Raw genomic sequence first — 20,224 nt, 5'->3', positions numbered from 1 at the left:
TTCCATCAGAAAAAGTTGCCTGCGCGCCACGGCGCAGACGTCAGTGCGCGAGTCCCGGCAGCAGTTCGCGGATCCCCTGCGCGAGCATCTGGAATGCGATCGCGGTCAGCACGATGCCCGACAGCCGCTCGACGAGCGCCCTGCCGATCTCGCCGAGCCGGCGGCACCACGACGCCGAGCACGCATACGTGAGGCCGATCACGCCCGCATGCAGCACGCACGCGGCGCTCAGCACGCACAGATCGGCCAGCGTATGAAAGCGCGTCGCGGTCGTGATCACGAGCGAGATCGCCGCGCTGCCGATCGACAGCGGAAAGATCAGCGGCACCGCGACGAAGTTGCGCCATTGCGCGTATTCGAGCTTGCCCGCGCCGCCGCTGCGCTCGTCGTTGGCCGTGCCGCGCATCATCGGGATCGACCACAGGCACAGCACGAGGCCGCCCGTCAGCGTCAGCGCGCCGAGCGTCAGGCCGAGCATGCGCAGCAGGAACGGGCCGCCCCACACGGCGCCGACCATCGACACGGCGATCCACGCGAACAGCCGACGCGCGATCTGCCGCTGCGTCGCGTCCGGGAAATGTCCCGTCACCGCCGCGTACATCGGGATCGCGACGGGCGGACAGAACAGCGTCAACAGGCCCGTCAGGAACAGCAACACGTCGCTCGACGTCAAGGTCATCGCACGCACTCACATGCGGAGAGGGTCGGGAAACAGCCCGGTCGTTCATTCCTGCGCGGCGGCCTGCGCGCGCGGCCGCATGTCACCGTCGAAATCGTCGAGCGTCGGAAACGGCATCGGCGCGAGTCCGTCGAGCCCCGCCAGATAGTCGCCGTACCGCGCCAGCACGGCCGCGCGGTCGGCGTCGCCGATGTACGGCACGTGATAGCCGACGAACGACGGCAGCACGTCGAAGCCCGCGTACCCGAGCGTGCCGCGCAGGACGTGGCGCAGCATCAGATCCATTTCGCCGTGCACGCCGTCCGCGCCGAACATATGGTCGCGCCCGCCGCAGGTGTACGCGAGCAGCGCGCGCTTGCCGCGCATCCCGCCGCGATCGTAGAAACGCGCGCCGCCGTACACCTTCCCCGATACGAGCACGCGATCCATCCAGCCTTTCATGATCGCGGGCACCGAGCACCAGAACAGCGGAAAGCTCAGGATCAGCAGGTCGCACGCGACCAGTTTGTCGAGCTCCGCCGCGATGTCGGGCGCGATCGTGCGCGCCGCGACGTTCTCACGCTGCTCCAGCGCATAGACAAGGTAGTTGGGATTCCTCCGCACGTCGAAATCGGCCGCGCTCGCGACCGGGTTCCACTGCATCGCGTACAGATCGGACACCGTGACGGCGTGGCCCTGCGCTTCGAGCGTCTGCACCGCGCGGCGCAACATCGACGTCGTGAACGACTGCGGTTCGGGATGGGCGTGAACGATCAGGACATTCATGGTGCGCTTCGTCTCCACTATGAGGCATAACTGACATCGAATTGAATCAGACAGATCCGGCCGCGCGCTTGCGCAACAGCGACACACCGATCGCGGCGCAGGTCGCCGCGAGCAACAGCGTGGACACCGACGCGATCGCCGGATCGACGTTTTCACGCATCCCGTCCCACATGCGGCGCGGCATCGTGTATACGCTCCGGCTCGAAATGAACAGCGTGACGACAAGCTCGTCCCACGACAGGATGAACGCGAACACGGCGGCCGACATCACGCCCGGCCGGATCGACGGCAGGATCACGTAGCGCAGCGTCTGCGCGAGGCTCGCGCCGAGGCTGCGCGACGCCTGTTCGATCCGCAGGCCGAGCATCGCGAGCGACGCCGATACCGCGACGACCACGTAAGGCACCGACAGCACGACGTGCGACAGAATCACGGCCGGATAGCTGTCGAGCATCCCGAACTCGCCCCACAGCCGGTAGAACGCGAGCGCCGACACGATCGGCGGCACGATCAGCGGAAACAGGATGACGCCGCGCACGAGTTCGCCGCGCCGCGACGCGATCTTCCACAGACCGATCGCGCACAGCGTGCCGAGCGTCACCGAGAGCGCGGACGACACCAGCGCGATCATGCCGCTCTGCAGGAAGCTCGACGCCCAGGCGGCGTCGTCGAACAGCACGCGGTAGTGCCGGAGCGACAGCGCGCCGTCCGGCATCGACAGGTAGTCGTTCGGCGTCAGCGACACGGGCACCGACACGAGCAGCGGCAGCAGCAGGAACAGGATCACGCTCCACGCGAGCCCGATCACCAGCGCGCGCCCGGCCGTCAGTCTGGTCTTCATCCTTGTTTCCTCCATCGGGTTCAGCGCGCGCCGAACAGCTCGCGCAGGTCGACGAAACGCGCCAGCAGCGCGAGCGCGGCCAGGATCGACGCCAGCAGCAGCGATGCAAGCGCCGCCCCGCTGCCCCAGTTCATGAGTTGCAGGATCTGCGTGCTGATGTACTCGGCGATCATCACGGTGCGGCCGCCGCCGAGGATCACCGGCGTCACGTAGAAACCAAGCGAGAAGATGAACACGAGGATCGCCGCGCCGACGATGCCCGGGCGGGTCTGCGGGAAATACACCTTGCGGAACGTGACGAACGCGCCCGCGCCAAGCCCCTGCGACGCCCGCACGAGTTGCGGATCGAGGCCCTTCATGTTCGCGTACAGCGGCAGCACCGCATACGGGATCATGAAATGGATCATCCCGATCACGACGCCGACCTCGTTGCGCATCAGCGGCAGCGGCGAATCGATCAGCCCGATGCGCATCAGCAGCGTGTTGACGAGCCCCTGCTCGCCGAGCAGGAACAGCCACGAGAACGCACGCACCAGCACCGACGCCCAGAACGGCACGAGCAGCCCGAACAGCAGCGCGGTGCGCTGGCGCGGGCCGACGTGCGCCATCGCATAGGCGAGCGCATAGCCGAACCCGACCGCGCACACGGTCGTGATCGCGCAAACGCGCAGCGTGGTCCACAGCACGCGGTGCACGCCACGGTTTTCGAGCAGCCGCGCATAGTTGTGCAGCCCGGCTTCGGGCACGGCGATGCCGAGCCACAGCACGCGTACCAGCGGGTAGACATACAGCACGATCAACACCGCGAGCAGCGGTGCGACGAGCAGCCAGTAGCGGTCGGCTTTCGCTCGACCGAGCGGGAGGACGGCGCCCGCGTCGGGAGAAGTCAGGGTAGTCATGGCGTCATGCTCGCAAAGGGGCCGTTCAGGACGACATCAGGTCGGTGTACTGCGCGAGCGTCGCCTCGTAGTGCTGCGCCCACCATGCCGGATCCACCTTGCACTGCTTCGCCCAGTTCCCGGGCGTGCCGGGATTGTCGGCGCGCAGCGCCGCCGGCACCGCGGCCGTCGCGGCAGGCGTCACGGGCCCGTTGCCGAGCATCGACAGCAGGCTCACCTGCGGTTCGACGCCCTGCGCAAACTTGATGAACCGCCACACGGCATCGCCCGACGGGTTGTTCTTCGGCACGCCCCACACGTCGCACGACGCGAGCCCCTGCTCCCACGTATAACGGAACCGCCCGCCCGTTTCGCGCTGGATCACGTTCGCGCGCGTATGCCAGATGCACGCCATGCTCACTTCGCCGCTGCGCAGCAGCTGCAGGCTGTCCGCGCCCGAATCCCACAGCAGCACGTTCGAGCGCAACGCCTTCAACTGCTTCATCGCGCGCGGCACGTCGAGCGGATAAACCTTGTCCTTGTCGACGCCATCGGCCATCAGCGCGGCTTCGAGCGCGCCGCCCATCCACTTCCACAGCCCTCGCTTGCCCGGAAACCTGCCGACGTTCCAGAAGTCGGCCCAGTTCTTCGGCGGATTCGCGCCGAATTTGCGCGCGTCGTACGCGAGCACATAGCTCAGCAGGTAGGCCGGCGCGCCGAAATCCGACGCGAGCCCCGGCAGCGCGTCGCGGCCGACCACCGAATAATCGATCGGCCGCAGGAAACCCTGCCGGCCGAGCTTGATCGCCTCGAATGCGTCGAGATCCATCACGTCCCAGATCACGTTCCTGTTCTCGACCATCGCCTTGATCCTGCCGTCCTCCGGCGACGAGTCGTAACCCATCTTGATCCCGCTCGCCTTCGAGAACGGGTCCATGAACGCCGAACGGAACGCCATGCGCGCTTCCCCGCCCCACGCGCTCAGCACGATTTCCTTCGGGGCGGCCGCGTGCGCATCCTTCGCACCGAGCGACAGCAGGGTCGGCGCGATGCCCGCGGCCGCGCACAGCCGCAGGAACTCGCGGCGGCGCCGCGACGCGACGGGGCCCAGGTCGCGCGCTTGATCGATCAGGTCTTGCAGGTATCCGTTTGTCATGGTGTCTCCTCCTGGCTGGGCGGCGCCCGCATGCGTCTCATTGTTTCCGGGCGCCCGTGAATCGGCCGGCGACGACGGCGCGGGCCGCGTCGTTCAGCGCGTCAGTCGCGCGCGATCCTGCACGTCGCGTCGCGCTCCCACCGCACGAACACGTCCATCCCTGTATGCGGCGACGCGAGCCCGCGCCACGCGGGCACGTCGGCCGTCACGCAGCCGAGCGCCGCGGTGTCGATCTCAAAGCGGTACGACGAACCGAAGTAGCTCCAATGACGGATGCGGCCGGCCACTTCGTTGTGCACGCCGCCGCGCGACGTGGCGGATACCTCGACCTTCTCCGGCCGCAGCGCGAACAGCAGCGTCTCATCCGCGCGCGCGCCACATGCCGGCGCGACGAAGCGCGCGGCGCCGACGCGATAGTGCGTGGCATCCGCGTCGCCGCCGAGCGCCACGCCTTCGATGAAGTTGCTCTTGCCGAGGAAATCGGCGACGAAACGGTTCGCCGGTTGCTCATAGAGCGTGCCGGGCGAGCCGATCTGTTCGAGCCGCCCGTCGCGCATGATCGCGATCCGGTCGGACATCGACAGCGCCTCCTCCTGATCGTGCGTGACGAACAGGAAGGTTGCGCCGAGCCGTTCGTGCAGCGCCTTCAGTTCGACCTGCACTTCGCCGCGCAGCTTCCGGTCGAGCGCGCCGAGCGGCTCGTCGAGCAGCACCAGATCGGGATCGAACACCAGCGCGCGGGCGATCGCGACGCGCTGCTGCTGGCCGCCCGACAGCTGGCGCGGCAGCCGGTCGGCGAGATGACCGAGCCGCACCAGATCGAGCGCGGCCTTCACTCGCCGCACCGCGTCGGGCCCTTTCTGCCTGCGCACCATCAGCGGATACGCGACGTTCTGCTCGACCGTCATGTGGGGGAACAGCGCGTAGCCCTGGAACACCATCCCGAAATTGCGTTTCTCGGGCGGCAGCGCCACGATGCTGCGGCCGCCGACGCGCAGGTCGCCGGTGGTCGGATGCTCGAAGCCCGCGACGATCGTCAGCAGCGTCGTCTTGCCCGACCCCGACGGACCGAGGATCGTCAGGAACTCGCCGCGCGGGACGTCGATCGTGGTTTCCCCGAGCGCCTGCACGCTGCCGTAGCGCTTCGATACGCGTTCGATCTGCAACCCCGCGCCGCTTGCCGCGCGCCCCGCCGCTTGCGCGCGAAGCGCCTGCGCGCCGGGCCGTCGTTCCTGCAAACCGGCAGACGTCGCCTCAATCACCGTGGTCATCGCGTGTCTCCTGGCCGACTCATAATTGGGTTGAACGTTCATTTAACAAAACTTATACTATGCCGAAATACGGTCCGCAAGTAGCGACGACCCTGCCGGCTCCGCTTCACCCCCGACACAAAACATCCAGGAGACAGTGACCAGCATGAACGTTGAGGACATCCAAATCGAACGGCACGGCGGCGTCGTGACCCTTCGCCTGAACCGGGCCGCGAAGCGCAATTCGCTCGCCCGTCCGCATCTCGACTTCCTGCGCGAGACGCTCGGCGCGCTCGCGGCCGATCCGGCCGTGCGCTGCCTCGTGCTGACCGGCTCCGGCAGCGCGTTCTGCGCGGGCGCCGACGTCGACGAGTGGGCCGAAGCCGAGCGCAACGGCGAGCTCGACACCTACGGGTGGACCGAGCGCGCGCACCGCTTCGTGCAGGTGCTGGCCGCGTTCCCGCGCCCCACCGTCGCGGCGCTGAACGGTTCGACGGTCGGCGCGGGCGCCGACATCGGCTTCGCGTGCGACTTCCGCATCGCGAGCACGGCCGCCGCGCTGCGCTGCGGGTATACCGGCATGGGCTACAGCCCCGACATGGGCGGAAGCTGGTTCCTGCCGCGCATCGCACGGCCCGACGTCGTGCGCCGCTTCATCTTCCTGAACGAACGCTGGGCCGCACATGATGCGCTGGCGGCGGGGCTCGTATCCGAAGTCGTCGACGACGCGCATTTCGCGCAACATGTCGCCGCCTTCGCCGAGCGCCTCGCGCAAGGGCCGAGCGTCGCGTTCGAACAGACGAAGGCACTGCTCGCGCGGTCGCTCATGCAGCCGCTTGCCGAGCAGCTGCGCGCCGAACTCGCCGCCGGCGTCGCCTGCGGGCACAGCGAAGACGGACAGGAAGCCCTGCGCGCGTCGGTCGAGGGCCGCGCACCCCATTTTTCAGGGAGATGATTCATGGATTTTTCGCTGACCCAAGAGCAGGAAATGCTGGTGTCGACGCTGCGTCAGTTCGTCGAAAAGGAACTGCAGCCCCATGAATTCGCGGTCGACCGCGCGGACGACGTACCGCCCGAGCTGGCCGATTCGATCCGCCGCAAGGCGATCGAACTCGGCTTCTACGCGTTCAACATGCCCGAGAGCGTCGGCGGCGCGGGCCTCGACTACGTGACGCAGGCGCTCGTCGAGCGCGAGCTCGGCCGCACGAGCTGGGCGCTGCATGTGTTCGTCGCGCGGCCGAGCAAGATCCTGATGGCCTGCCGGGGCGAACAGATCGAGCGTTACCTGAAGCCGAGCGTGCGCGGCGAGCGCGTCGACTGCTTCGCGCTGACCGAGCCCGGCGCCGGCTCCGACGCGATGGGCATCCGCACGCGCGCTGTGCGCGACGGCGACGACTACGTGATCAACGGCAGCAAGCACTTCATCAGCCACGCGGACACGGCCGATTTCGTGATCCTGTTCGCCGTCACCGGCACGGAGGAAGTGCGCGGCCACCCGCGCAAGCGCGTGACCTGCTTCCTGATCGACAAGGACACGCCGGGCATGACCGTGCGGCGCGGCCCGCATTGCACGAGCCTGCGCGGCTACCACCAGTCGGAGATCTTCTTCACCGACTGCCGCGTCAGCGCCGCACAGATCCTCGGTGACGAGCATCGCGGCTTCGAGCTTGCAAACGAATGGCTGACGGCCGGCCGCGTGATGGTGGCCGCGAACAACGTCGGGCGCGCGCAGCGCGCGTTCGAGATGGCCGCCGAATGGGCCGCGACGCGCCAGCAGTTCGGCAAGCGCATCGGCGAATTCCAGGGCACGTCGTTCAAGCTCGCGGACATGCAGGCCGAGATCCGCGCGGCCGAGCTCGTCACGCTCTACACCGCGCAAAAGCTCGACCAGGGCACGATGACCGACGGCGACGCCGCGCTCGCGAAGCTGCTGGCAACCGAGACGCTCGGCCGCGTGACCGATCACGCGGTGCAGATCTACGGCGGCATGGGGCTGATGGACGAGCTGCCGATCGAGCGCTTCTGGCGCGATGCGCGCATCGAGCGCATCTGGGAAGGCACGTCCGAGATCCAGCGGCACATCCTGTCCAAGGAAATCCTCCGACGCTACAGCTGACGCGGAACGTCGCGCCCGCCGCCGGCCCGCGCGCGTTCCGAAAGGACCAACATGACCTCCACTCCCGCACTCCGGGACCGCCGCGCCGCCGCGGCCAACCTGCGCCGCCTGCTCGAACCGGCCAGCCTCGCGTTCATCGGCGGGCGCGGCATCGCGGGCGCCGTGAAGCGCTGCCGCGACTTCGGCTATGCCGGCGACATCTGGCTCGTCAACCCGCATCACGCCGACATCGACGGCGTGCCCTGCCATGCAAGCGTCGCCGGCCTGCCCGCGCCGCCCGACGCGGCGTTCGTCGCGGTGCCCGCACGACCGGCGCTCGACGTCGTGCGCGCGCTCGCCGAGCGCGGCGCGGGCGGCGCGATCGTCTATGCGTCGGGTTTCTCCGAATCGGGCGACGCCGGCGCCACGCTGCAACAGGCGCTCGTCGACGCGGCCGGCGACATGGCCGTGCTCGGCCCGAACTGCTACGGGCTGATCAACGGCCTGAACGGCAGCGCGCTGTGGCCCGTCGCGCACGGCGCGCCCCGCGTCGCATCGGGCGTCGCCGTGATCACCCAAAGCGGCAATCTCGCGTACAACCTGTCGATGAGCGCGCGATCGGTGCCGTTCGCGTATCTGGCGAGCGTCGGCAACCAGGCGTCGGTCGACATCGCGCGCCTCGTCGACGCGTTCGTCGACGATCCGCGCATCCGCGCGATCGGCGTGCATCTCGAAGGGCTGAAGGACGTGCGCGCATTCAGCGAGGCCGCGACGCGCGCGCTCGCGCGCGGCGTGCCGATCGTTGCGCTGAAGAGCGGCGCGTCGACGCTCGGCGCGCAACTCGCGCTCAGTCATACGAGTTCGCTCGCCGGTTCGGACGCGCTGTACGACGCACTGTTCCGCCGGCTTGGCGTGATCCGCGTGAAGGACCCGGTCGGCCTCGTCGAGACGCTGAAGCTGCTCGCCATCGCCGGCGTGCCCGAGCGGCGCACGCTCGCCGCGCTTGCCACCTCGGGCGGCGACGCGGGGCTCGTCGCCGATCTCGGCGAGGCGCGGGACATCGCCTTTCCGCCCGTCGCCGCGGCGGGCCGCGACCTGCTCGGCACGGTGCTGCCGCCATACGCGACGATCGCGAATCCGCTCGACTTCACGACGACGCCCTGGGGCGATCCCGGCAAGATGCGCGCGTGCTGCGACGCACTGCTCGCCGGGCGTCCGGGCGCCGCCGCGCTGATCCTCGACTATCCGCAGGAAGCGACCGGCGAACGGCCGCTGTGCGATATCGCGGCGAACGCCTTCGCGGCCTCGGCGCGTCAGCACGGCGTCGTCGGCGCGGTGATCTCGGTGTTTCCCGAACTGACGCCGCCCGACCATGCGGCGCGTCTGGCCGCGGCCGGCATCGCGCCACTGCAGGGCCTGGCCGACGGTATCGACGCGCTCGCCGCGGCGATGCGCTACGGCGACACGCGCCGCCGCGTGCTCGATGCCGACGGGCTGAACGCGCTGCCCGTGCTGCGGGCCGGCAACGGGCCCCGAGTTGGCGGCGCCGCGCGTCTGCACGACGAATGGGCGAGCAAACGGATGCTGGCCGCGCACGGGCTCGCGGTGCCGGCCGCCGAGTGCGTCGCGCCCGCCGATGCGCCGGCCGCCGCGCGGCGGCTCGGTTTTCCCGTCTGCGCGAAGGTCGTCAGCGATCAATTGCCGCACAAGACCGAGGCCGGCGCTGTCACGCTGAAGCTCACCTCGCCCGAAGCCGTCGCCGACGCCGTCGAGCGCATGATCGCGCAGGTTGCGCGCCATGCGCCGCAGGTGAGCGTCGAGCGCATCCTCGTCGAACGGATGGCCGATGCGCCGCTGCTCGAACTGATCGTCGGCGTGCGGCGCGAACCGAATTTCGGGCTCGCGCTCGTGCTCGGCGCGGGCGGCGTACTGGTCGAGTTGATCCGCGACACGGCCACGCTGCTGCTGCCGGTACGTGAAAGCGAGGTGCGCGACGCACTGCTCGGCCTGCAGCTCGGGCCGCTGCTGAACGGCTATCGCGGCCGCGCGAAGGCTGATCTCGATGCCGTCGTCGCGAACGTGATGGCGATCGCGCGGTTCGCCGAAGCGCATGCGGACACGCTCATCGAGCTCGACGTCAACCCGCTGCTGGCGATGGAGCGCGGCGCGGTAGCCGTCGACGCGCTGGTGCGGCTCGACGCCTGACGCGCCAAGGTCCGTGCGGCATGCCGCACGGACCACCGCTACAACCCGGACCGCTCAGATCACCTTGCCGGGATTGAGCAGTCCGAGCGGATCGAATGCCTGCTTGAGCCGGCGCATCGCGGCGATCTCGGCGTCGCTGCGCGAGCAGCCGAGCCAGTCGCGCTTGTAGCGACCGATCCCGTGCTCGGCCGACACGGAGCCGCCCGCGTCGCGGACGAGCGGATAGAGGATCGCATCGACGTCGTGCGCACCCTCGCCCGCGGCATAGGGCGCCGATACGCACACGTGCAGGTTGCTGTCGCCGAGATGGCCGAAGAAGAACACCTGCGCGCCCGGCCAGCGTGTTGTCAGCGCGCCGTGACACGCGTCGATGAAGGCCGCCGTCTCGCGCGGCGGAATGCCGACGTCGAAATTCACGAGGCCCGGCAGCGCGTCGATCGCCAGCCCTTCGCGCAGGGTCCAGAACGCCCGCGCGTCGGCCGCGCTCTGCGCGAGCGCGGCATCGTCGATCAGCCCGCGTTCGAGCCAGTCGCCCAGCAAGCCCTCGAAACGCCCCGCTGCTTGCCCGCTGCATGCCGGGGCGGCGCCCGCGCATTCGATCAGCACCTTGACACCGCCGTCGACCGGCAGCGGCGCGCCGACACCCGGCGTATGCGCGGACACGAAGCCGTAGAACGCCGGCCACATCGCCTCGAAGCTCAGCAGATCCGCGCATGCGGCGCGCGCCTCGCGCAGCAGCACGAGCGCGGCGGCCGTGTCGCGCACCGCGCACAGCGCGGTGGACGCCTCGGCAAGCCGCGGATGCAGCCTCAGCACGACGCGCGTGACGACGCCGAGCGTCCCTTCGCTGCCGACGAAGATCTGCCGCAGGTCGTAGCCCGCATTGTTCTTCAGCATCTTGTTCAGCGCGCTCAACACGGTGCCGTCCGCCAGCACGACTTCGAGGCCGAGCACCTGCTCGCGCGTCGTGCCGTAGCGGATCACGCGATTGCCGCCCGCGTTGGTCGCGACGTTGCCGCCGATCTGGCACGAGCCGCGCGCACCGAGGTCGATGCCGAGCGTGAAGCCCGCGTCGTCCGCGGCCTGCTGCAGGTCCTGCAGCGTCGTGCCGGCCCAGGCGGTGAGGGTCGCCGCGTCGGCGTCGATCTCGACGACGCCCGCCAGTCGTTCGAGCGACAGCACCATCTCGCGCGCGCCCGGCGCCGCGCCGGCCGCGAGCCCCGTCATCCCGCCCTGCGGCACGATCGTCTGCCGGTACGCGGTGCAGATCGCGAGCGCCCGGCTCACGCCGTCGACGCCGCGCGGACGCAGCACCGCACGCGGCCGCTCGCCCGGCGCTTCGCCGTAGTTCGTGAAATAGCGTTCGGCGATCGCCTCGCCCTCGCTCACGCAATCGGCGCCCAACGCGGCGCGCAGCGCGACGAGGACGTCGCCGTTGGAGGACAGATCGGACATGATCGGCGGGGCCGGCCGGACCCGGCCCGTGAGAAAGAAAAATGGATCAGAAATTATGGCGCATGCCGACGCGCGCCGCAGCCTGCGTACGGCTCGCCGATGGCGTGAAACTGTAGCCGATCACCGCGTCGACGCCGTTCGACGCCCGCATCCAGTCGACGGCGGCATAGACGTTGGTGCGCTTCGACAACGTGTAATGCGTGCCCAGCGCGACCTCGTGCCAGTGATGGCCCTCGAATGTCGTGTACTGGTAGCCCGCGACGAGCGACAGCGGCGCGCTTGCCTGGTACACGCCGCCCGCCTCGTACACGCGCATTGTCGACGACTGGCCGTAGCCCTTGAATATCGTGTTGCTGAAGTCGGCGCTCATCGTCAGCTTGCCGAACACGTATGACGCGCCGATCCCGAAGATCGACTGCGAATCGATCGAGAACGGCGTCGAAGCATGCAGATCGGTGACGGCGCCCGTCGCCGGATCGACCGTGGCGACCGTCCGGCCCAGCATCGTCGTCACGCCGATCTGCGCATAGGGGTCGAGCCCGGCGAGCCCGCGCGGCGCATTGAGCCGCGTGTAGTTGCCGCCCGCCGAAAAATCGCCGTGCGTGTAGGTCGCGCCGACGCTCCAGGCGCTGCCGTCGTGGAAGCTGCCTGCGTCGTTGCTGAACGAGTACAGGCCGCCGACCACGAGCCCGTGATAACTGTTGCTGACGAATTTCACCGCGTTCGCGAGGCGGTCCCCGCTCTGCCGGTCGACATCGCCAAGGTGCACGCCGTAGCCGCTCCCGAACGCGCTGACGTTGAACGCAGCCGTGAAATCGAACGCGAAGTCGTACTGGTTGCCGAAGGTCAGCGTCCCCCAGTCATTGCCGAGGCCGACGTAGGCCTGGCGGCCGAACAGCGCACCGCCCTGGTTCAGCTTGCCCGTGCCGAGCCGGAAGCCGTTCTCGAGCTTGAACACCGCCTTGTTGCCGCCGCCGAGGTCCTCGGTGCCCATCAAGCCGAGCCGGTTGCCGTACGACACGCCGTCGTCGAACAGGTAGGCACGCGCCCCGCCCGCGTTGTTCACGTAGGTGATGCCGCCGTCGATGATCCCGTACAGCGTCACGCTGCCCTGCGCGTGCGCGGAAACATAGCCCATCACCGACATCATGCCGGCCAGCAGGAAGCGTTTCTTCATTCCGGTGTCTCCAGGCCCCGCGGGGCGGATCGATTTCGTCGTTCGGGAAATGCCGCCCGCCTGCTTCGCATCCCCATTCGCATCCAGATCGGAAACGGCATCGCGGCGCTGGCGAGTATAGATTTTGTTGAATGAATGTTCAATCCGATGGATCGTGAATCGGCACAGGTGTTTACCTGCATGGGTCACGTCTTTATTGAAAAAACGTTCAACCCGTAATACCATCATCCGGCAACCCGCGAACCGCCTATTTCGTGCGCAGCGTACGAACGATGCGCGGGCGCCCCGAACTTCGGAGTGCACTGGATGACGAACCCACTCAGCCCCGACGCCGAGCCGCGCCTGCGCTCGGCTTACGAAGGACAAAAGGCGCGCCCGTACGACCCGGACGCGCCGATCGCGACGCCGCTCGAACTGCACCGCTGCGTCGTGCAGCCCGAATGGGTCGACTACAACGGCCACATGAGCGAATCCTGCTACCTGCTCGTGTTCGGCGACAACAGCGATGCGTTCTTCCGCTACTTCGGCGTCGACGACGACTATCGCGAGGCCGGCTGCTCGATCTATTCGGCGGAAACGCATCTCCGGCATCTCGGCGAGGCGATGCTCGGCGCGCCGCTCAGGCTCACGCTGCAGCTGCTGGACCTCGACGACCGGCGCCTGCACGTGTTCCATTCGATGCATCACGCAACGACGGGCGCGCTGCTCGCGACCGGCGAACAGTTGCTGACGCACGTCGATCGGCGCGCGAAGCGGTCGACGCCGTTTCCCGAGCCGCTTCGCCGCCATCTCGCCGCCATTCATGCCGAGCATGCGCGCACGCCGCGCGAACCTCACGCGGGTCGCGCGATCGCGATCCGCCGCACCGCATCCCGCTGATCGCTCCCGGAGCCCGCCATGCAGACCCACGACGCCTGGCGCATCCGCGCCGACTATCTCGAGATCGAATCCCGCGCGTTCATCGACGGCGCGTTCCGCGATGCCCACGACGGCGCGACCTTCGCGAGCGTGAGCCCGGTCGACGGCCGGACGCTCGCGCAAGTCGCACGCTGTCGGCAAGCCGACGCCGACGTCGCGGTGCACGCTGCTCGGCGCGCGTTCGACGCCGGCGCGTGGCGCTGCGCAACGCCGCGCGAGCGCAAGCGTGTGCTGCTGCGCTGGGCCGCACTCGTGCGCGAGCATGCGGGCGACCTCGCGCTGCTCGAAACGCTCGACACCGGCAAGCCGATCGGCGACACGACCGCGGTCGACATCCCCGCCAGCGCGTATTGCATCGAATGGTTCGCGGAGGCGATCGACAAGATCGGCGGCGAAGTCGCGCCAACCGACCCGCATCTCGTCGGCCTCGTCACGCGCGAGCCGGTCGGCGTGGTCGCGGCGATCGTGCCGTGGAATTTCCCGGCGATGATCGCGATGTGGAAATGCGCGCCCGCGCTCGCGGCCGGCAACAGCGTCGTGCTGAAGCCGTCGGAGAAATCGCCGCTGAGTGCGCTGCGGCTCGCCGCGCTCGCGGCGCAAGCCGGCCTGCCGGCCGGCGTGCTCAATGTGCTGCCGGGCTTCGGCGACGCGGGCGAGGCGCTCGCGCGCCATCCCGATGTCGACTGCATCGCGTTTACCGGATCAACCGCGGTCGGCCGCCAGGTCGCGCGCTGCGCGGCCGATTCAAACCTGAAGCGCGCGTGGCTCGAGCTCGGCGGCAAGTCGCCGCAGATCGTGCTGCCCGACTGCGCCGATCTCGAACGCGCGGCGCGCACCGTCGCGCACGCGGTGTTCTACAACACCGGGCAGATGTGCACCGCCGGCTCCCGGCTGCTCGTCCATCGCGCGATCCGCGACGCCTTCCTCGCGCGCGTGCTCGCGATCGCGCCCGAGTACGCGCCCGGCGATCCGCTCTCGCCCATGACGCGGATGGGCAGCCTGATCGACGCCGCACAAGTCGACCGCGTCCTCGAATACATCGATGCGGGGCGCGGCGAGGCAACGTTGCTCGCGGGCGGCGAACGCGTGCGCACGGCGAGCGGCGGGCTGTATATCGAACCGACCGTGTTCGATTGTCCGCGCGCCGACGCGCGCATCGTGCGCGAGGAGATTTTCGGCCCCGTGCTCGCGGTGACGGCATTCGACGATCTCGACGAGGCCGTCACGCTTGCGAACGATACGTGCTACGGGCTCGCGGCGTCGGTATGGACGGCCGACCTCGCGACCGCGCATGAAACCGCGCGCCGGCTGCGGGCCGGTACGGTATGGGTGAACGGCTACGAGGAAACCGACGACATGAATTTCCCGTTCGGCGGCTTCAAGGAATCGGGCAACGGCCGCGACAATTCCCTGCATGCGCTCGAGAAGTACACGGAGTTGAAGTCGACGATCATCCGGCTGCGATAAGGCATGCGTTCCGCGAACGCGAGGGCGCGGGCCTTGCATCACCGACCGTCATGCGGGCTTCGGCCAAGGCGGCATCGCGGGGCTTTTCCGGGCGATGGCGTCGTGTTCGCCGCGCGGTGCCGGCCCGACGCGCCCGGGATCGGTCCGCCGATCACGCATCACCGCCCCGACGATCCGGTCGTGAACGACGACGAACGCCTGGCGGGTATCGCGACCGACCTGTATCGCCGCATCTCGACGCATCCGCCCACACCGGACGCCCAGCGGCACGCCGCGCAACCCGCCTGAGTCAATATATCAAATCATGATATATTCGCGGTTTCCGGTTCAGGACAGGTTGCGCCATCATGACGTCTCCCCCCTCCGCGCGTGAGCTTCGCAAGACGGATTTCGAGCAGTTGTCGGAATTCCGCTACCAGATGCGCCGCTTCGAGCGCTTCTCCGAGCGCGCCGCGCAAAGCGAAGGCGTGACGCCGCTGCAATACCTGCTGCTGCTGCACATCAAGGGCTATCCGGAGCGGGAGTGGGCCACCGTCGGCGAACTGGCCGAGCGCCTGCAGGCGCAGCATCACGGCGTGGTCGCGCTGGTCTCGCGCTGCGAGGCGCTGGGGCTCGTGCGCCGCCGGCCGAGCGAGACCGACCGCCGGCAGGTCGAGGTCCACCTGCAAAAAGCCGGCGAGAAGCTCCTCGCCCGCCTGGCCGAACTGCATCGCGCGGAGCTGAAGTCGCTGCGCGGCGCATTCCAGGTTCCCCAGATCGATTTCTGATGCGTCCATGAACCCCGCTCATTCCCATCGGCGCGATTACGCCACCAACGCCGCGCTGCCGCGCGTCGCCCTGCTCGCCGCCGGCATCGGCCTGCTCAGCACCGCCGCGGCCATCGTGCTGCTCAACCTGATCCGCCTGTTCACGAACCTGTTCTTCTTCCAGCAATGGTCGTTCGCCGAGCGCTCGCCCGCCGGCCACACCCTCGGCGCGTGGGTGATCGTCGTGCCGGTGCTGGGCGGCCTCGTGGTCGGCCTGATCGCGCGTTTCGGCTCGGACAGGATCCGCGGCCACGGCATTCCCGAAGCGATCGAGGCGATCCTGTTCGGCAAGAGCCGGATGTCGCCCAAGGTCGCGATCCTGAAGCCGCTGGCGTCCGGCATCGCGATCGGCAGCGGCGGGCCGTTCGGCGCGGAAGGCCCGATCATCATGACGGGCGGCGCGCTCGGCTCGCTGAGCGCGCAGTTCTTCTCCGTCACCGCGGCCGAACGCAAGACGCTGCTCGTCGCCGGCGCGACGGCCGGCATGACCGCCGTGTTCGGCACCCCGGTGGCGGCGGTGCTGCTCGCCGTCGAGCTGCTGCTGTTCGAATGGCGGCCGCGCAGTTTCCTGCCCGTCGCACTCGCGTGCGCCGTCGCCGGCTTCGCTCGCACGCTCTATTTCGGCGCCGGTCCGCTGTTCCCGCTCGAAACCGCGCCGCCCACCGCGCTCGCGCTCGGCTCATGCCTGATCGCGGGCGTGCTGTCGGGCGCGCTCGCGAGCGGGCTGTCCGCCGCGCTGTACCGGATCGAGGACGGCTTCGCCAAACTGCCCGTGCATTGGATGTGGTGGCCCGCGCTGGGCGGCCTCGTGGTCGGCGTCGGCGGATGGATCGCGCCGCGCGCGCTCGGCGTCGGCTACGACGTGATCGGCGACCTGCTGCATCAGCACCTCGCCTTGCGGATCGCGCTCGCGATCCTCGTCGTCAAGGCGGTGATCTGGGTCTTCGCGCTGGGCTCGGGCACCTCGGGCGGCGTGCTCGCGCCGCTGCTGATGCTCGGCGCCGGGCTCGGCGCCCTGCTCGCCCCGTGGCTGCCAGGCGGCGATCCCGCGCTGTGGCCGCTCGTGTGCATGGCGGCGACGCTGGGCGCCACGCTCGGCGCGCCGCTGACCGCGATCGTGTTCGCCTTCGGCCTCACGCACGACACCCAGGCGCTGCTGCCGCTGCTGACGGCCACGCTGGCCGCCCACGGTTTCGCGACCGCCGTGATGAAGCGCTCGATCATGACCGAGAAGATCGCGCGGCGCGGCCATCACATCTATCGGGAATATGGCGTCGATCCGCTCGAACGCCATGACGTCGCCGAAGTGATGTCGCACGCGATCACCGCGATCGACGCGGATCTGCCGGTGAACGACGCGCGCGAGCGCTTCTTCGGCGCGGACCAGATGCATCGCGCCTATCCGGTGCAACGCGACGGCGTGCTGCTCGGCATGCTGGCGCGCGACGGCCTGATGCGCGCCTGCGCGACGCTCGCGCCGGACGCCCGCGTCAGCGAGGCGCTGATCGGGACCGCGCCCGCTTTCGCCCTGCCGGCCGAGAGTTGCCGGCTCGTCGCGACGCGGCTGGCGGTGGATGGCCTCGAACGCCTGCCGGTGGTCGCCGATGCGACCTCGATGCGGCTCGTCGGCATGGTGTCGCGCAGCGACCTCGTCAAGCCCGCGCGCCTGCATTTCGACGACGAACTGAAGCGCGAGCGGCTGCGCGCGTTCACGCCCGGCCTCATGAGACGACGCGCGACGACGCCATCGGACCCGGGCCGCGGCTGAACGCGGCGCGCCGCGACCAAAGGCAAACGGCCCGCCGGCGGCAACACCGGCGGGCCCGGGTCAATCAGCGTACTGCGGGATCAGTGGAACAGCGCCTTGAGCGCGTCGCGGCATGCCGCGAACAGGCTCCGGCGCCGCGGCGCGCCGCCGTCGAGCGACAGCAGGGAATCGTAGTAGGCACGCGATTCGGCGACGTGCGGCAGATCGGAAACGAGAAGAGCGAAGTGCATCGTAGACCTCCGTGATTCGAACGGATGGATCGCGCGGCCGGCAACCCGGCGGGATCACGACACACATCGCCAGGCAGGCTGGACAGATGACGGGCGGAAACCGTGGGGCGCCGTTACGCGCGCAAGGGGTTCAAGCGGCGTAAGGGATAAGGGTCACTGTCACTACCGGGCATGGCGGCTCCTTCCAGGTTGTATGGTCCGATCGGATCGACTGTCCACGCTCGGCGGCGCGGCAGGCGGGCGCAGCTCGCCGCGCAAGGATCGGGCTTGCGCGACAACGCGCCGGATGCGCGAGCGCATGTCCGGCGTCTGGCGATACTCGGGTGCAAAAACGGGAAGTTCGAACTTCGGCGCGCACCGTCTGCCTGCTGGCGGAACGGCGGCGATAGGCGGGCGTTCTGCCGGTCAGGCGGGGAAACTGTTCGGAAATCGACGACTGCTGCTGTCCAAGGCAAATGCCCCTAATTCGTAATAGTCCGAGTTTAAGTTCGGATTCGCTACCGCGTCAAACAATCTATGACAATGTGCGGGCAGTATTTAAACCTGCTTAACAGTCAGGCGCGTTATTTTTTGCCATGATGGATTCTGACAACGCGACGGGGCCACCGTTCAGCACGCTCCCTACGCCAAGCGGCCATAGAGTCCACATGGCGTAGGCTGACGGTTCCAACCCGTTTCGTCGCATCCGTCACATCAATCGACACGGCCGTTGCACACGGCACGATCGTCCACCATGCCACGTCGCCGGACCAGCGATCAGGGCACACAGGTCTTCTTGCCTGGCAAGCGCGCTAACAACTTGTTTCCGATTGTCCGGAACATCGTTTGTCGTTCGCGATCAGACCATATCGCAGCACCGATTGAATCCCACTCACGAACCACAACCCTAGGGAGATAACGTGAAATATCTACCGCTTATCGCATTGACTGTGGCGCTTTCCGCATGCGCCGCGCAGCCGCCCGCAGACGTTCAGAGCGTGGGACAAAGCCAAAAGCCCGCCAAGGACGTGGCTGCCTGCATCGCGAAGTCGTGGGCCGACAAGTCCCAGCAGCAGGTGATCTCGCAGGAAGTCCTGGCCAACGATCTCGCCAAGGACGTCTACGTGCCGGGCCAGCAGCCGCCTAACGGCTCGGCCGCGCTGGTGCGCCCCGCCCGCTCGGGCAATGCCGCGACCTGGGTCGGCTTCCGCGCCACGGGCGGCGGCGCAGGCGGCGCGACGAGCGACATCAACGCCTGTCTGTAAGCCGCCTCGCCGGTGGCGGACGGGTCTCGACACGCCCTCCGCCCCGCCCCGACGGGCTCCGCATCGCGGGGCCCGTTTCGTTTCCGGCAACGATTCCCCAACGGGTTTTGCGCACCGCATCAACACGCATCACTTCGACGCGTTCAATTCCTGGCCGGTCGGCTCCTTGATCAGTTGTCCGTCATGTTTCGCGATCGCGTGGTTGCGGCGGTTCTGCTGAATCGTGTCCGCGCTCGGCGGATAGTCGGTCTTCTTGGCGGGAATCACGCCGTGGTGCTGCGCGTCGACGAGTTCGGCGCGTACCTGCGCGCGGGTCTTCGAGCCGTTCGGGCCCGGCTGCGCGGAAGGCGGAAGCTCGGCGAACGCCGCGGCGGACAGCATGAGCGAAGCGGCGAGCGCGATCAGTTTTGCCGATTTTTGCATGGCGATTTCTCCTGGTGGGTTCCTCGCTTCGTTGTGCGAGTGAGGCCATTCTGGCTGGCGATCGACACGGTCCGATGAGCCCACGATGACAAATTTGCAATGATCGGCGCCCCCCCGGCGCGCGCCGGGCACCTTCAGCGCGCGGCCGGGCCGACGATGTCCGCCAGGTCGAAGCTGTGATGCTCGGCCAGCGCCGCCGGCGGCGTCGCGCGCCGGAAATGCAGCGCGCCGCGCGCGCCCAGCACCGTGCCGCGCACCCCGTCGCTCAGCAGCGCCGAGCCTTCGGGCAACGCGAGCACCGCCTCGGGCGCATTGATCTCGAGAAACTCGCCCAGCCGCTCCTCGCGGCTCTCCCCATGATGGCCGGCCGGCTTGCCGCTGATGAAATGCGGATTGATCTGGAACGGCACGAGGCCCAGCGCGTCCAGCGTCGGCGGCGCGACGATCGGCATGTCGTTGGTGGTGCGGATCGTCGGGCACGCGACATTGCTGCCCGCGCTCCAGCCGATGTAGGGCGTGCCCGCGCGGACCTTCGCGCGCATCGCCTCGACCAGCCCCGCGTCGTACAGGCGCTTGAGCAGCGCGAACGTGTTGCCGCCGCCCACGGCGATCGCCTCGGCCCGTTCGAGCGCGGCCAGCGGATCCGCCGCGTGGTGAATCGACGTGACGCGATAGCCGAACGCCGCCAGCGCCTCCCGCACCTTCGCCTCGTAGGCATCGAAATCGAGCGCGACGTCCGCGTACGGCACGAACAGCACCTCGCGCGCTTCGTGCCGCAGCACCGCATGCAGCGGCTCGGCCGCGTGTTCGAGATACCCCCGCGCATCGGTACGGGAACTGCTCATCAACACCACTCGCTGCGACATG

General features: G+C 68.8%; 19 protein-coding genes. 8 read left to right on the top strand and 11 right to left on the bottom strand.

The window, feature by feature from the left end:
* Nucleotides 1-40: 40 nt before the first annotated feature.
* The 6 genes from Bsp3421_RS10570 to Bsp3421_RS10545 form a co-directional block, all read right to left on the bottom strand.
* Entirely contained in the window at nucleotides 41-679 is a 639-nt protein-coding gene (locus tag Bsp3421_RS10570; protein ID WP_273995873.1) for a MarC family protein, read from the bottom strand.
* Between the two features lie 45 nt (nucleotides 680-724).
* Entirely contained in the window at nucleotides 725-1,444 is a 720-nt protein-coding gene (locus tag Bsp3421_RS10565) for an NAD(P)H-dependent oxidoreductase (RefSeq protein ID WP_273995872.1), read from the bottom strand.
* A gap of 46 nt (nucleotides 1,445-1,490) precedes the next feature.
* A complete protein-coding gene (locus Bsp3421_RS10560) occupies nucleotides 1,491-2,285 on the bottom strand; it encodes an ABC transporter permease (protein WP_273995871.1) in 795 nt (264 codons plus the stop codon).
* Nucleotides 2,286-2,305: 20 nt separating this feature from the next.
* The gene (locus Bsp3421_RS10555) at nucleotides 2,306-3,184 is read right to left on the bottom strand and encodes an ABC transporter permease (RefSeq protein WP_273995870.1); all 879 of its coding nucleotides are present in this window, start codon (nucleotides 3,182-3,184) and stop codon (nucleotides 2,306-2,308) included.
* A 25-nt stretch (nucleotides 3,185-3,209) separates the two neighbouring features.
* Nucleotides 3,210-4,319 carry an ABC transporter substrate-binding protein gene (locus Bsp3421_RS10550; RefSeq protein WP_273995869.1) on the bottom strand — a complete coding sequence of 370 codons (1,110 nt, stop codon included), beginning with the start codon at nucleotides 4,317-4,319 and terminating at the stop codon, nucleotides 3,210-3,212.
* Between the two features lie 101 nt (nucleotides 4,320-4,420).
* A complete protein-coding gene (locus Bsp3421_RS10545; RefSeq protein ID WP_273995867.1) occupies nucleotides 4,421-5,590 on the bottom strand; it encodes an ABC transporter ATP-binding protein in 1,170 nt (389 codons plus the stop codon).
* Between the two features lie 145 nt (nucleotides 5,591-5,735).
* Here Bsp3421_RS10545 and Bsp3421_RS10540 point away from each other — a divergent pair, with 145 nt between their 5' ends.
* The 3 genes from Bsp3421_RS10540 to Bsp3421_RS10530 are packed head-to-tail and all read left to right on the top strand — an operon-like array spanning nucleotide 5,736 to nucleotide 9,869.
* Complete coding sequence (locus tag Bsp3421_RS10540; protein WP_273995866.1) at nucleotides 5,736-6,524, top strand: enoyl-CoA hydratase/isomerase family protein; 789 nt, start codon at nucleotides 5,736-5,738, stop codon at nucleotides 6,522-6,524.
* A gap of 3 nt (nucleotides 6,525-6,527) precedes the next feature.
* On the top strand, nucleotides 6,528-7,685 hold the full coding sequence (locus Bsp3421_RS10535; protein ID WP_273995865.1) for an acyl-CoA dehydrogenase family protein: 1,158 nt from the start codon (nucleotides 6,528-6,530) through the stop codon (nucleotides 7,683-7,685).
* 51 nt (nucleotides 7,686-7,736) lie between these two features.
* A complete protein-coding gene (locus Bsp3421_RS10530; RefSeq protein ID WP_273995864.1) occupies nucleotides 7,737-9,869 on the top strand; it encodes an acetate--CoA ligase family protein in 2,133 nt (710 codons plus the stop codon).
* Between the two features lie 54 nt (nucleotides 9,870-9,923).
* Here the strand turns inward: Bsp3421_RS10530 and Bsp3421_RS10525 are convergent, their stop codons facing one another.
* Nucleotides 9,924-11,324 (bottom strand): FAD-binding oxidoreductase, encoded by a 1,401-nt coding sequence (locus Bsp3421_RS10525; RefSeq protein ID WP_273995863.1) that lies wholly within the window; start codon nucleotides 11,322-11,324, stop codon nucleotides 9,924-9,926.
* 46 nt (nucleotides 11,325-11,370) lie between these two features.
* On the bottom strand, nucleotides 11,371-12,501 hold the full coding sequence (locus Bsp3421_RS10520) for a porin (protein WP_273995862.1): 1,131 nt from the start codon (nucleotides 12,499-12,501) through the stop codon (nucleotides 11,371-11,373).
* A gap of 306 nt (nucleotides 12,502-12,807) precedes the next feature.
* Between Bsp3421_RS10520 and Bsp3421_RS10515 the strand changes: the two genes are divergently transcribed.
* The 4 genes from Bsp3421_RS10515 to Bsp3421_RS10500 all read left to right on the top strand — a co-directional run bounded on the left by Bsp3421_RS10515 (nucleotide 12,808) and on the right by Bsp3421_RS10500 (nucleotide 17,460).
* Entirely contained in the window at nucleotides 12,808-13,380 is a 573-nt protein-coding gene (locus Bsp3421_RS10515) for a thioesterase family protein (RefSeq protein WP_273995861.1), read from the top strand.
* An 18-nt stretch (nucleotides 13,381-13,398) separates the two neighbouring features.
* The gene (locus Bsp3421_RS10510; RefSeq protein WP_273995860.1) at nucleotides 13,399-14,886 is read left to right on the top strand and encodes an aldehyde dehydrogenase; all 1,488 of its coding nucleotides are present in this window, start codon (nucleotides 13,399-13,401) and stop codon (nucleotides 14,884-14,886) included.
* A gap of 347 nt (nucleotides 14,887-15,233) precedes the next feature.
* Nucleotides 15,234-15,653 carry a MarR family winged helix-turn-helix transcriptional regulator gene (locus Bsp3421_RS10505; RefSeq protein WP_273995859.1) on the top strand — a complete coding sequence of 140 codons (420 nt, stop codon included), beginning with the start codon at nucleotides 15,234-15,236 and terminating at the stop codon, nucleotides 15,651-15,653.
* A 7-nt stretch (nucleotides 15,654-15,660) separates the two neighbouring features.
* Nucleotides 15,661-17,460: a chloride channel protein gene (locus Bsp3421_RS10500; RefSeq protein WP_273995858.1), complete on the top strand. Its 1,800-nt coding sequence runs from the start codon at nucleotides 15,661-15,663 to the stop codon at nucleotides 17,458-17,460.
* 80 nt (nucleotides 17,461-17,540) lie between these two features.
* Here the strand turns inward: Bsp3421_RS10500 and Bsp3421_RS10495 are convergent, their stop codons facing one another.
* Nucleotides 17,541-17,690, bottom strand: coding sequence for a hypothetical protein (locus tag Bsp3421_RS10495; protein ID WP_273995857.1), 150 nt, complete (start codon nucleotides 17,688-17,690; stop codon nucleotides 17,541-17,543).
* A gap of 899 nt (nucleotides 17,691-18,589) precedes the next feature.
* Between Bsp3421_RS10495 and Bsp3421_RS10490 the strand changes: the two genes are divergently transcribed.
* Nucleotides 18,590-18,934 (top strand): hypothetical protein, encoded by a 345-nt coding sequence (locus Bsp3421_RS10490; protein ID WP_273995856.1) that lies wholly within the window; start codon nucleotides 18,590-18,592, stop codon nucleotides 18,932-18,934.
* Nucleotides 18,935-19,063: 129 nt separating this feature from the next.
* Here the strand turns inward: Bsp3421_RS10490 and Bsp3421_RS10485 are convergent, their stop codons facing one another.
* Together Bsp3421_RS10485 and pepE are read right to left on the bottom strand one after the other, a co-directional pair.
* Complete coding sequence (locus Bsp3421_RS10485) at nucleotides 19,064-19,357, bottom strand: DUF4148 domain-containing protein (protein WP_273995855.1); 294 nt, start codon at nucleotides 19,355-19,357, stop codon at nucleotides 19,064-19,066.
* A gap of 134 nt (nucleotides 19,358-19,491) precedes the next feature.
* Nucleotides 19,492-20,223 carry a dipeptidase PepE gene (gene pepE / locus Bsp3421_RS10480; protein ID WP_273995853.1) on the bottom strand — a complete coding sequence of 244 codons (732 nt, stop codon included), beginning with the start codon at nucleotides 20,221-20,223 and terminating at the stop codon, nucleotides 19,492-19,494.
* Nucleotide 20,224: the final 1 nt, after the last annotated feature.

It is taken from the genome of Burkholderia sp. FERM BP-3421 (assembly GCF_028657905.1).
Classification (GTDB): domain Bacteria; phylum Pseudomonadota; class Gammaproteobacteria; order Burkholderiales; family Burkholderiaceae; genus Burkholderia.
The sequence above is the reverse complement of the archived record's forward strand: the minus strand, read 5'-3'. Positions and strand labels throughout refer to the sequence as shown.

Excerpts from the sequence above, each read along its gene's own strand:
- Bsp3421_RS10570 (WP_273995873.1), bottom strand. The coding sequence starts at position 679 with ATGACCTTGACGTCGAGCGACGTGTTGCTGTTCCTGACGGGCCTGTTG.
- Bsp3421_RS10565 (WP_273995872.1), bottom strand. The coding sequence starts at position 1,444 with ATGAATGTCCTGATCGTTCACGCCCATCCCGAACCGCAGTCGTTCACG.
- Bsp3421_RS10560 (WP_273995871.1), bottom strand. The coding sequence starts at position 2,285 with ATGAAGACCAGACTGACGGCCGGGCGCGCGCTGGTGATCGGGCTCGCG.
- Bsp3421_RS10555 (WP_273995870.1), bottom strand. The coding sequence starts at position 3,184 with ATGACTACCCTGACTTCTCCCGACGCGGGCGCCGTCCTCCCGCTCGGT.
- Bsp3421_RS10550 (WP_273995869.1), bottom strand. The coding sequence starts at position 4,319 with ATGACAAACGGATACCTGCAAGACCTGATCGATCAAGCGCGCGACCTG.
- Bsp3421_RS10545 (WP_273995867.1), bottom strand. The coding sequence starts at position 5,590 with ATGACCACGGTGATTGAGGCGACGTCTGCCGGTTTGCAGGAACGACGG.
- Bsp3421_RS10540 (WP_273995866.1), top strand. The coding sequence starts at position 5,736 with ATGAACGTTGAGGACATCCAAATCGAACGGCACGGCGGCGTCGTGACC.
- Bsp3421_RS10535 (WP_273995865.1), top strand. The coding sequence starts at position 6,528 with ATGGATTTTTCGCTGACCCAAGAGCAGGAAATGCTGGTGTCGACGCTG.
- Bsp3421_RS10530 (WP_273995864.1), top strand. The coding sequence starts at position 7,737 with ATGACCTCCACTCCCGCACTCCGGGACCGCCGCGCCGCCGCGGCCAAC.
- Bsp3421_RS10525 (WP_273995863.1), bottom strand. The coding sequence starts at position 11,324 with ATGTCCGATCTGTCCTCCAACGGCGACGTCCTCGTCGCGCTGCGCGCC.
- Bsp3421_RS10520 (WP_273995862.1), bottom strand. The coding sequence starts at position 12,501 with ATGAAGAAACGCTTCCTGCTGGCCGGCATGATGTCGGTGATGGGCTAT.
- Bsp3421_RS10515 (WP_273995861.1), top strand. The coding sequence starts at position 12,808 with ATGACGAACCCACTCAGCCCCGACGCCGAGCCGCGCCTGCGCTCGGCT.
- Bsp3421_RS10510 (WP_273995860.1), top strand. The coding sequence starts at position 13,399 with ATGCAGACCCACGACGCCTGGCGCATCCGCGCCGACTATCTCGAGATC.
- Bsp3421_RS10505 (WP_273995859.1), top strand. The coding sequence starts at position 15,234 with ATGACGTCTCCCCCCTCCGCGCGTGAGCTTCGCAAGACGGATTTCGAG.
- Bsp3421_RS10500 (WP_273995858.1), top strand. The coding sequence starts at position 15,661 with ATGAACCCCGCTCATTCCCATCGGCGCGATTACGCCACCAACGCCGCG.
- Bsp3421_RS10495 (WP_273995857.1), bottom strand. The coding sequence starts at position 17,690 with ATGCACTTCGCTCTTCTCGTTTCCGATCTGCCGCACGTCGCCGAATCG.
- Bsp3421_RS10485 (WP_273995855.1), bottom strand. The coding sequence starts at position 19,357 with ATGCAAAAATCGGCAAAACTGATCGCGCTCGCCGCTTCGCTCATGCTG.
- pepE (WP_273995853.1), bottom strand. The coding sequence starts at position 20,223 with ATGTCGCAGCGAGTGGTGTTGATGAGCAGTTCCCGTACCGATGCGCGG.